General features: G+C 43.9%; 5 protein-coding genes. 2 read left to right on the top strand and 3 right to left on the bottom strand.

Features of this window, described 5'->3' with window-relative positions:
• Positions 1-43 precede the first annotated feature (43 nt).
• Positions 44-325: a hypothetical protein gene (locus B5F18_RS08560; protein ID WP_087157261.1), complete on the top strand. Its 282-nt coding sequence runs from the start codon at positions 44-46 to the stop codon at positions 323-325.
• Positions 322-924 (top strand): lysine exporter LysO family protein, encoded by a 603-nt coding sequence (locus tag B5F18_RS08555; RefSeq protein WP_442911371.1) that lies wholly within the window; start codon positions 322-324, stop codon positions 922-924. The genes B5F18_RS08560 and B5F18_RS08555 overlap by 4 nt, the downstream gene beginning before the upstream one ends.
• A gap of 102 nt (positions 925-1,026) precedes the next feature.
• On the opposite strand, the gene B5F18_RS12510 is transcribed toward B5F18_RS08555, so the two are convergent.
• The 3 genes from B5F18_RS12510 to B5F18_RS08545 all read right to left on the bottom strand — a co-directional run bounded on the left by B5F18_RS12510 (position 1,027) and on the right by B5F18_RS08545 (position 11,174).
• Positions 1,027-1,170, bottom strand: coding sequence for a hypothetical protein (locus B5F18_RS12510; protein ID WP_162607571.1), 144 nt, complete (start codon positions 1,168-1,170; stop codon positions 1,027-1,029).
• Positions 1,171-1,202: 32 nt separating this feature from the next.
• On the bottom strand, positions 1,203-5,744 hold the full coding sequence (locus B5F18_RS08550) for a discoidin domain-containing protein (protein ID WP_087157259.1): 4,542 nt from the start codon (positions 5,742-5,744) through the stop codon (positions 1,203-1,205).
• A 225-nt stretch (positions 5,745-5,969) separates the two neighbouring features.
• A complete protein-coding gene (locus B5F18_RS08545) occupies positions 5,970-11,174 on the bottom strand; it encodes a glycosyl hydrolase family 95 catalytic domain-containing protein (protein ID WP_087157258.1) in 5,205 nt (1,734 codons plus the stop codon).
• Between the last annotated feature and the right edge of the window lie 129 nt (positions 11,175-11,303).

The raw sequence follows: 11,303 nt of genomic DNA, 5'->3' as shown, positions 1-11,303 counted from the left end.
CTAGACAAGGATTTTACAAAAGTACAAAGGAATGAGTATTACTATGGACATTTTATTGATCATGTGTGCCGGAGGACTTATCGGCAACCGGATTTTTCCGGCAAAATACAAAAAATTCAATGAATATGCTCAGGTCATCTGTACCTGCCTTCTTATTTTTTCCATGGGTGTCATGCTTGGGCGCAGAGAAAACTTTATCAAAGAGCTGACATCACTGGGATTGCAGTCTTTTATCCTGTGCTTTATCCCTTCTTTCTTTTCCATGATCCTTGTGTTTATCCTCAGCAGAAAATTCATGGAGAAAAAAGATAAGGAGGTGTGCTGATGGTTTTGCTTGCAATCGCCTCCCTCTTCCTAGGAGTTTTGTACGGACTTTCGGGAACGGATCTTGGTCTTATCACCATCCTTGTCTCACACACTGACTTCATTCTCTACATTTTGATGTTTCTTGTGGGAATCAGTGTTGGGATGCACCGCGGGATCATTGATAAGATTAAAGAATACCACATAAAAATATTTATTATTCCTGTCGGGATCATTGTCGGCTCCATCGCCGGAGGGCTTGTCTGTGCAGCGTTTCTCCCTCTCTCTTTGGGAGAATCCACGGCCATTGCAAGCGGACTTGGATGGTACAGCCTTGCCGGGGTATCGATCACCAATCTTTACGGAGCTGCGATCGGCAGTACTGCCTTTCTCAGCAATCTGATGAGGGAGATTTTTTCTTTCTTTTCGATCCCCTGGATTTCAAAGCATTTAAACTACTACAGCTGCATTGCTCCCGCCGCCGCAACAAGTGAAGACACTACGCTGCCCATGCTGATCAAATATACTAACCCGGAAACCGTGGTGCTGGCTGTTTTCAACGGAGCTTTCCTGTCCGCCCTTGTGCCATTTTTGATCTCGTTTTGTTACCACATATTTTAAGGATATGAGGTAATTATTCATTAAAATCATAAAAACCGCAGCTATTTTTCACATAAGTGAACTTAATAGCCGCGGTTTTTCTTTACCGACATCTTAACTTTTTTAGTTTCGCAGTTTCATTGCCCGTTCCAGGTCTTTCGCATCTACGTATAGAAAATATTGTACACTTCGTTCTCCCATCATGCCATACGTTCCCGGACTTGATGTAAATAACTGTGTCAGGAATGAAACAATCCCCAAAATCATATCGCACTGTTCCTGAGGTCAACTTATCACTTTTACTGTTTTGTCTCAAGAAACGCTCGGATTTTCTTTCTTCCGGCCAGCAATACAACTGCCGCTGCCATTGCTGCTGCCATTACTGCCGGATTTGCTGCATCTCCTGTCTTCGCGGATTTTGCTGCATTGTTTGCATTTGCTTTTGCTGATGCCGCAGCTGTTCCTGCCCCATTCGCCTGTTTGCCTGCTGCCTCTTTTACAATATTGTTCTTTTCCGCTTTTGCTCCTTCAGATACTGGTACCAGTTTTGCAACTGCACCTTTTAAGTTTTCTTCTGCTGCTGTCACAGCCTTCTGGTCTGCATTTTCATCAGCAAACACTTCCCTAGCCCCCGCAAGGGCTGTTCTCATCACTTCAAAACTTTCTGCCTCGTATACATCTTTGGAAAGTGCAGATGCCTCATTGATCAAGGTTTCTAACGCGCTCTTATCTGGTTTCACCCTTAAGTTTGCCATTGCCTCGAGAAGACCTCTCCATGCCTGGTTCACTTCATCCTGCATAGCATTTCCATCTTCCAGGGTTTCTCTTGCTGCTGCAAGTGCATCTGTAAATGCCTGTTTTCCATCATCCAGATAGGAATCCAGTCTTCCTTCGATATCTGCTGCCAGAGCAACGACTTTTTCAAGGTCTGTCTTGTCTCCCTGTTTGAAGGACAGATACTGCACTGCCTTGATCAGGTTCTGCCAGCATGTGTCCACATCGCTCTGGGTGATTCCACTCACTCCTGCCTCTACGTCTGCGAGCATTCTCCTTGCGTCAGCCAAAGCGTTCTCAAAAGCTGTTTTCACGGAATCAATGACTCCCGTTGTATCTGCCTTTTCTGCAAGGCTGATCGCATATTTCAGAACTTCTGTAGATAATTCTACTGGTTCTTCTGGCTGCTCTTCCACTGCATAGACATTGACTTCCGCCATGGCCGCCGGAACATATGTCCCCTGTCCTTCCAGGCAGTCCAGTTTCAGATAACGAGCCTGAATATTTCCAAGCTGCACGGTGTTGGACTGGTTCTGCAGATTCCAGGTTCCGTTTTCTACAAGCATCGTATACTCTTCCCCATCCACGCTGTAGGATAAGTTGTATTTCGTCACCTGTCCATGCGGAGTATTTAAGTTTCTCTGAAGGAATTCTGCACGATCCAGTGTGTAGACTTTTCCAAGATCGATCAAAAGCCAGTGTGGTCCAGGATGCTTGCCGTCTGGGTTTTTGTCACTCCACTGTGTACACCAGAATGTATCCGGATTTCCATCCAGCACATTTGTCACAAATCCATGTCCTGTTCCAGCCTCATCGATCGTCTCCTCACTGGATGCTGTTGCTGTCATCTGATCCTGTGGAATCTGATAGGTTTTTGGAGGTGTGTTCACTGTCACCTCTGCCGCTGCTGCCTCACCGTCAACACCGGCGCCATTTGTAGCCACGATTTCATAACTGTATGTTTTTCCCTCTTCCACATTTGTATCTGTATATTCCAAGCCATCTGTGATATCGAGAAATTGTCCGTCCCGGAAAATGGAATAACTTTGGATACCGGACTCTTCGTCAATTGCTGCATCCCATTTCAGGTCAACTGCCGGAGTTTCCCCTTCCCACCGAATGGAGGTTGTCACATTTGCCGGTGCATTCGGTCCTGTTGTATCCGGCGTGCTTCGGAACACATTGATCTCTGCCAGGGATGCAAAATCATTGTGGCTTTCATCAATGTAGATTTTCAGGTAACGTGCAGTCACAGGCTCAAAATCAACTGTCTTCAGTCCAACACCTGATGAGAGTTCTTTTTGTTCAAATACAGGTGTGAAATCTCCATCTTCTGTTCCTGTGTTGCTGTACAAAAGAGTAAATTTCCGGATCAGCCCATTTGGCAGATCTCCGCTGCCCTGTCTTGGGAGCATGGTCAGTTTGTTGACCTCATAGGATTTTCCAAGATCAAGAATGAACCAGTGCGGTGGCTGTGCGTTTCCGCTGCTCCATGCGCTGTGCCAGAATGTACTGTCATCTCCATCCAGAATTGCGGAAATATAACCGCTCTTTGGTCCTTCTCCTCCAGTTTCTTCGCTTGAGAATTTCGGACTGGAAATATTGTTTTGCGGAATCTTATATGGATTTCCCTGACCGGATGCTTTCACCGGATCGCTCCACTGGCTGTATCCGCCTTCATTTTTTGCACGGACTGTCACTTTGTACAGTGCGCCCTCCGGCAGCCCTGTCTTTACAAACGGACTTGTCACATTGCTGATGAGCTCATCGCCGATTTTTAAGTCGTATGTTTTTGCACCGTCCACATTGTCCCAGGAAAATTCAATCTTGGTATCTCCGATGCCTTTTGCCTGAAGATTTGCAGGTACTTCCGGTTTCACCGGCTCTTCACCGTTTCCTGCCATAAACCAGTTCATTCTGGCAGACTGTGCCTCTCCTCTGTAAACAAGGCAAAGTTTCTGCACTCCTTTTGGAGAATTCTCAATCGGAACGATCACATTGGTAAATGTCTCTTTGTCTCCTGTATTTGGAATGTCCACAGTTGTCAAAATTTCTCCGTTTTCGTCGTTTAAACGAACTTCGATCTGACATGCGTCTGCCACTGCAGATACCCTGAAATTCATCCAGTCAGCTCCATCTTCAAAATCCACGCGGTTGTATGTCACCCAGTCGCCGTCTCTTAAGTTGTCCAGAGCCAGGTCATAAGCTCCGCCTGATTTTGACAGGTTGTCTGTGTACGCATAATCTGCTGTCCATGTTGTCAGCGGATTGTAATCTCTTGTCGGTTCTCCGCGGGAAATGTCATAACTTTGAAGATCATATCTCTCAGCCTCGATCTTTTCATTCAGTGCATTATAGTTTCCATGATCATCCGGCATGTCCATATGGAAGTAATCAAGATCTACATAACCGCCAAGCTCTTTTGTTGCAAAGTTAAATGCGCCAAATCCCATTCCCACATAGTTTCCATAGTGCATCTCATAGCGTCCGCCAAGTCTTGTGAAGTTCTCCCCATCCAGACTGTAGGAGAACTCTGTTCTGTATTCAAATCTTGGCGTAGATGCCTTAAACCAGATTTCTGTTGTATCAGAAGGAATCTTGGCAGAAATTTGTTCTGTACCATTGTCATTGATCAGAACTCTCTTGTTCTCTCCATCTTTTGTAACTCCGATGTAATTGTAATTTCTCTGGATCACAGAAAGTCCTGCCACATCACCGTCCTGCATGCCGGAAATGTCCACCTTGATCGTTGCAGCGCTTTCCGGTCCCACAACTCTTTGGCGCAATGTATTCTGCGCTGTTGTAAGACTGTCTGTCACAGTTGCTGTGTGCAGTCTCATATATCCTGGTCTCTCTGTAAGACTCCATTTTTCCGGATCAGAGACATGGTTCCACTGCCAGTGATTTCCAAGCGTGGTACTGTCAAATTCATCGGAATCCGCTGGTTTTGCAGGAGTAGTCTTGGCTCCTGTATTTGGTTTTTCCATTGTGACTGCGGCCTGGTCCCCATTTTTACCCTGGACTCCAAGCATTGGCCACTTCAGACCATTTTCATCCTCTTCCCAGTAAACAGGCTGTAATGTCGGTACACGGCCCAGTTTTCCGCGATCCTGGAAAATCACGGACCACCACTGCGAAGTGCCGTCCTCCTGCGGTACATCCACAATTCCTCCCTGATGGATACCATTATCCCCAAAGTTCATGTAGCTTCGCATGATATCCTTTACTTCATACGGTCCATTCAGCAGATCTTTTGTCTGGATCGCAATAGATTTTTTCGTGGATGTTCCATTCCAGGTCGGGGTGCTGATAATATAGTATGTATCCCCAAACTTGTAGGCATGGGATCCCTCATTGTATCCGCCGTCTGTATAATCATACAGCGGTATATTTCTCTCTTCCTCATCCATTGCAAGTTCCCCTGTTTCCTCATCTACTACATTGAGTCTGGACGCATAGAGGCTGCCCTGCCCATGAATAACCCAGATATCTCCATTTTCCTCACCAGTCACCGGGTCTTTGTCAAAGAGCAGGCCAGGATCATACAGGCCTTTGATCGCGCCCTGCGGATTGTCCAGCCGATATGCCTTCCACGGTCCGGATGCCTGATCTGCTACACAAAGGATCGCGTACTCTGTATCCACACCGTCCTGCATATTGACGAGGAGATAAAATTTCTGAAGTTTTTCGCTGTAGCGAAGACTTGTGGCCCATGGTCCCATGTCATAGACAGACCTTCCGTTTTTCAATGTCAGACCATCGTCATTGTTCGCCAGTCTCAGCGCATCCTCTTCTGACAATGCGTAACTTTCGTATTTCCAGTTTACCAGGTCTTTGGAACTCATGACCGGGCATGCCGGAAATAAATGCATGCTTGTGGAAGACATATAATACGTGTCCCCAACCCGGATAATGTCATTGTCCGGATAATCTCCCCACATGACAGGATTGGTAAATGTCCCGTCACCATTGTCCGCCACCCAGGCTTTTGCAGGCATTGCAGGTATAACTAATATAATTGCCAGCAATAATGCGGCCCAGGTTTTCATTCGTTTTCTCATTTTCATTTTCTCTTTCCCTCCTTGAAAATTTTAGTAACCGAATTTTATTATATACCTTTTCCAAATTCCAGACTACTCAGTCCAATAATATTCCGACTATAAAATGGATATTTTTTCATATTTTTTACTGCTTTTACACAAAATAATACTTCTCTTTTAAAAAAATGGAGCGAGGGCACCGCTCCGCCATCTGATTTGATGATTTTGCGACACCCTGCTTATCCTGGTTCACTATTTTCTCTTTTTACTCATTTTTACTGCCGTACCCAATCCTACTGCTGCCATTGCCATCAATGCGATATACAATGTCATATCCATTGGATCGCCTGTTTTGGCAGATTTAACTGTTTCCTTATTCTCAGAAACATTTGCTGTGCTTGTTGTTTTAACAACTGCATCTGTCTCTGTTTTCTGTCCCTCTTCTTTTGCAACCAGTCCTTCCATTGCAGCTGCCAAAGATTCCGCTGCACTGTTTACGCTTTCTTCGTCCGCCTGCTCATCTGCATACACAGCGGATGCTTCTGCCATTGCTGTGCAAAGAACCTGATAGCTTTCTTCTGTGTACATTCCTGCATCTTTTGCATTCGCTTCTTTCAAAAGATTGTCAAGCACTGTTTTATCCGGTTTTAATCGAAGCTCACTCATAGCTTTTAAGAGTGCTTTCCATGCAGTATCCACTTCGTCCTGCATTGCATCACCGTCACCCACTATGGTTTCTGCATCTGTCAGGGCCTTTGTAAACGTTTCTTGTCCTATTTCCAGATATTTGTCAAGATCAATCTCTTTTGCCATATCGATCACTTTTTGAAGTTCTGCTTTATTTCCCTGTATAAAACTGAAGTATTGAACAACCTCCAAAAGATTCCAGGTTGTTTCATCAATCTGCTTCTGCGTAATGAAAATGCCGCCGTTCTCCACATCTTTCAGGATCTGTTCTGCTGCTGCAAGACGTTCTTGATACATTTCAACTACAGAATCGATCACACCTTCTGTGTCCAGATCTTTTACAATGCTTACAAGGTAGGCAAGTACGTCTGTGCGAAGTCCATCTTTTTTAAGTGCAACATTCAAATTATCAAGTGCATCATCAATTTCCTTTTGAACTGCTCTCGGATCATTCACAACTTCCAGAGCCTCTTTACGTGCATTCTGATAGGTTTCCCAGCCATTGTTGATACCAACAAAGTCTTTTTCTGTCAAATGAGCCGTCTCTTTCAATCTTTGAATTAATGCTTCCTTATCCATCAATGGCATGGAGTCACTGCTTGCATAAATTTCCAGTTCCCAAATAGTAGGATCCGCTTTCTCATTATCTGTCACCTGAACCCGAACATTTGTAGCTGTAACCGGGGCAAATTCTACTGTTATACAACGCTTGCCATCCCCTTCTCCATTATCCGGGGTATCTTTTGCGGCAATTGTCTCCCAGCTGCCATCCTTTTGAATTTGAACTTCGATTTTGTCAATGCGTCCATTTGCTCCCCATCCACGATCCAGATACTCATACAGCTCAACTCGTTCAATTTTCTGTTCATTTTCTAATTCAAAATCAAACTGTATATCATTTGTTTTCTGTCCGCCATTTGCAACCGCCATACGGGTATCCAGATTTCCATCATTGATATTCGTAAGTTTCATAGTATCATTATTATAAATATCCGCACCTGTCATTTTAACAGGTCTGTTAAGGGCTACGTTCTGCGATTTCGTTTCCCGGTCCGTAGCAATAGAAATCATACACTCTCCACTGACATCAGAGCCATCTTTCGCTGTTGCAGTAACCTTAACATTTTGCAGCGCAAGTTTATCCGTTGCAGTAAGCACACCATTCTCATCAATAGTTACGCACTCCGTTGCTCCGCCGTTCTCATCTGTTACTTTCCATGTTACCGCTTTATTATCTGCATCTTCCGGAAGTACGTCCGCGGTCAGCGCAATTGACTGCCCTGCTTTTTCTAATAAAGTAATACCGCTCTCTGACTCAACTTTAATTTCTTCAACACTCTTTCTTGCAGGGATATTTTCAAATACATATTCTCCGCCTTTTACAGTGTCTATTTTCACAGTATCTACATCGATTACAGTAAATGTACCTCCGCTAAGAGTTGCTTTTGATATATTAGGATAACGGACAATACATTCTCCTCCATTCGTAGAACGAACAACAAATTTTTCAAGATGACTGTCGTGCCATACAGCATCTGTCTTATAATTACCACGTGCAACAAGGCCTGTGTACGAACCATCTGCCCATGCTTTTGGAAGTGCCGGGAGTGGTTCAATAAAGCCCTGATGGCTTTGGAGGAGCATCTCTGCTACACCAGCTGTATATCCCATATTTGCTTCAACCTGGAAAATATCTCCCCAGCTTGGATGAACATAAACATCAAGCAAATTATCCCCTAAACCTTCTGTTAACAGAAGATTCATATGATGCAAAGCTTTTTCTCCATCTCCTACACGGGCAAAAATATTTCCCTTCTGAGCCATACTCCAGCCTACTGCACTGCTTCCATCATCTCTGAGCTCTAATGCACGTACAGCTGCATCATAATATTCCGAAAACTCGCCGCCTTCCTTAGTGATCAAATTTCCAGGATGCAATCCAAGAAGATGAGACAAATGCCGGTGAAGTTTCTCTGTTCCTGGCATACTGCTGTACCCTGTCTCTTCACGCCATTCTTTCAATTGACCGTCCGTGCCGATCCAAAATGGTTTCATACGGGACAGCGCTCCCTGTATCTGTGTTTGCAGACCTTCATCAACACCAAGTATTTTTGCCGCCTTGGCTGTATTTTGCATTTCCATATATGCAAGAGACATATCGTAAGTTGTGCCAACACCAACCGGCCCATGCTCAGAAGAACCGCCCGGAGCAGTTACAAGTTCACCGGTTCCTTCTACACCCTCTGTACGTGTACGAGGATCCTCCACCATGTAACCCAGCCAAAATTCGGCTCCTTCCTTTAAGATTGGATATATTTTCTCCAGCACTTCCGGATCTCCTGTAAATTCATAATAATCCCATAAATTCTGACAAGTCCACGCACCGCTTCCAGGTGTAAATCCCCATGAGAAAGCACTTCCAGGTGCAGTCTTACCAAACGGGTTCGCCTCCGTATTCACAACCCAGCCATCCTCAACTCCAAAATGTTCACGAGCAGTTACATTTCCAGGATTACGTAAGGAATCCATATAATTGACCAATGGCATCGCTGTCTCACTCATATCTGTGACAAATGCAGGCCAATAATTCATCTGAAGATTTACATTAAAATGATAGTCTGAATTCCAGCCTGGGCTGTTAGAATCATTCCAGATCCCCTGCAGATTAGCAGGAAGAGAATCTCTGGAAGATGACAGCAGCAGGTAACGTCCCATCTGAAACAGTACTGTCTCTGCATAATTACTGCGCTCTTTTTTATATTCATCTAAAAGATCATCTGTTGTCATTGCCGCCTTCTCTTCATCACCAAGTTCCAGATCAACGCGTCCCATGATCCCCTGGTAATCCTCCATATGAGCTTTTACTAATTCTGCATATCCTTTTTCTGCTGCATCATTTACGCGGGCAGTAACCTCTGACATAACGATATTGCCGTTTGGATCATCATTATCCAGATAATCACCATCTGCTGTATAAAAGTCGCTGATGTTGTTGATATTTTTACTTTCCGTAATATCGTAATTTGTACCAGCAGACATAAGGATCAATACATCCTCACCATTTGAAACAGAAATGGTAGCGTCACTGTTGCAAGTGACATCTGCATCAGGAGCAACTACCTTCAATTTCGTTGCAAACGCCATACCGCCGGCATTCACCTTTCCCTGATAAACAATAGCATTTTCCTCCGCTTTATCAATAATAGCAGTTCTTCCGTCTCCCTGATTATAATCAAGTTTAAAAGATAATGCATCTTCCTTGGAAGATGTCAGACGAAACGCCATCACATTTCCCGGATAACTTGCCATATATTCGCGAGTAAATTGAACCCCTTTATTTTCATAAGATACACGTACAAATCCATCATCCAAATCCAGTTCTCTCACATAATTTTTAGGATTCTCCGTGCGAGCCTCTCCATCAAAATCAAAATAGATGTCTCCAAGAGATTGGTAAGCACCGCATCCACTTTCATTTCCAAGAATACCATTTACATTGATACCACTGAAATTATTGTCAAGGCGGCTAAACATCTCATCCTGAATCGGTTTCAGATTCTTCCATGCGCCTTCAACATTTCCGCCCTGATAATTGTTTCCTTTGCTCCATAATGTGATTTCATTTACCTGAATACGTTCCCTTTCTGTATTGCCATAAATCATACCACCCAGGTTTCCGTTGCCAATAGGAAGGCAGTCGCGCTCCCAGCTTTTGGCAGGTTCGTCATACCATGTGCGCATATAACCATCAACAACAACCGTACAATATTCTGTTTCATTCCCGGCAGCTGCAGTAATTACGGTTGTCCCTTCAGACATGGCAGTGACTTTCCCATTCGCATCAACAACAGCGACCTCTTCATTTCCGGATGTCCATGTTATTGGTGTTTGCGAATCCTGAAAACTTGTGGCAATGTCAGCTGTTTCCCCTTTGTTCAACCGTATCAGACCGTTTGCAGGAGTCTCACCTCGTACACCTGATGCCGTTATCGTAACATCACCATCTACCTTCGATACGACAACTTCTCCTGTTTCTTTATCATATGTATATCCTCCCTTTAACTCCTCACCGTTCGTGGTCACCTTTATATTTTCAGGAAGTGTATACCCATAGTCTGCTGTCAAAGTAAATCTTAAATCTTTTCCGATTTCAATTTTTTCCGGCCCATTTCCGCTCAAATGTTCCAGATTATAAGATATGTTATGGGATGCAGGTCCTTCCGTATCTGTACCATAGACTTCCATTTCCCATATGGTCGGATTTTGTTTTTCCCTGTCCTTTGTAATGATCCGCACCGTTCCATTTGCAACAATCGGATCAAATGTAACAGTAATGTGTTCCAATTCATTCCCTTCATTTTGAGAAGTTTTCACAGCATTGCTTACACTTTTCCATTCAGTTCCATCCAAAACCTGGACAGTAACCTCATCGATACGTGGAGCATCTCCATATTGACGGTCACAACGTTCAAATATTTCTGCTCTGTCAATTAATTTAGCACCATCTAAAGCAAACTCAAAAACAATATCCTCATCATATTGTCCTACTGTTGATACGCGAGTATCCATTTTCCCATCATTCACTTTATCTAATGTCATATCTGGTCTGGTGTTGATCTCTGTTCCTGTCACAGTTACCGGGCAATTCAAAATCACATTTTTACTGTCCTGCATTTCTGCCTCGGTATTCACCGGCAATCCTCCAACACACATCAGCATTGCCAAGACCATAGAACCCATTCTTTTCAAAGTTTTCCTTTTTCTTCTCATTACCTCATTCCTCCTCTTTCTTTTGTCATACTTTGCATCCCTCAAAAAAGTTGTTCAACCAACTGGTTTCTTGTCATACTTGAACAACCATTTTTCTCTATTATAGGTGATATCGTTTGTTTTTGTCAA

This window comes from Lachnoclostridium sp. An181 (genome assembly GCF_002160325.1).
Lineage (GTDB): Bacteria > Bacillota > Clostridia > Lachnospirales > Lachnospiraceae > An181.
Note: the sequence above shows the minus strand (reverse complement) of the source record. Positions and strands in the feature narration are given on the sequence as shown.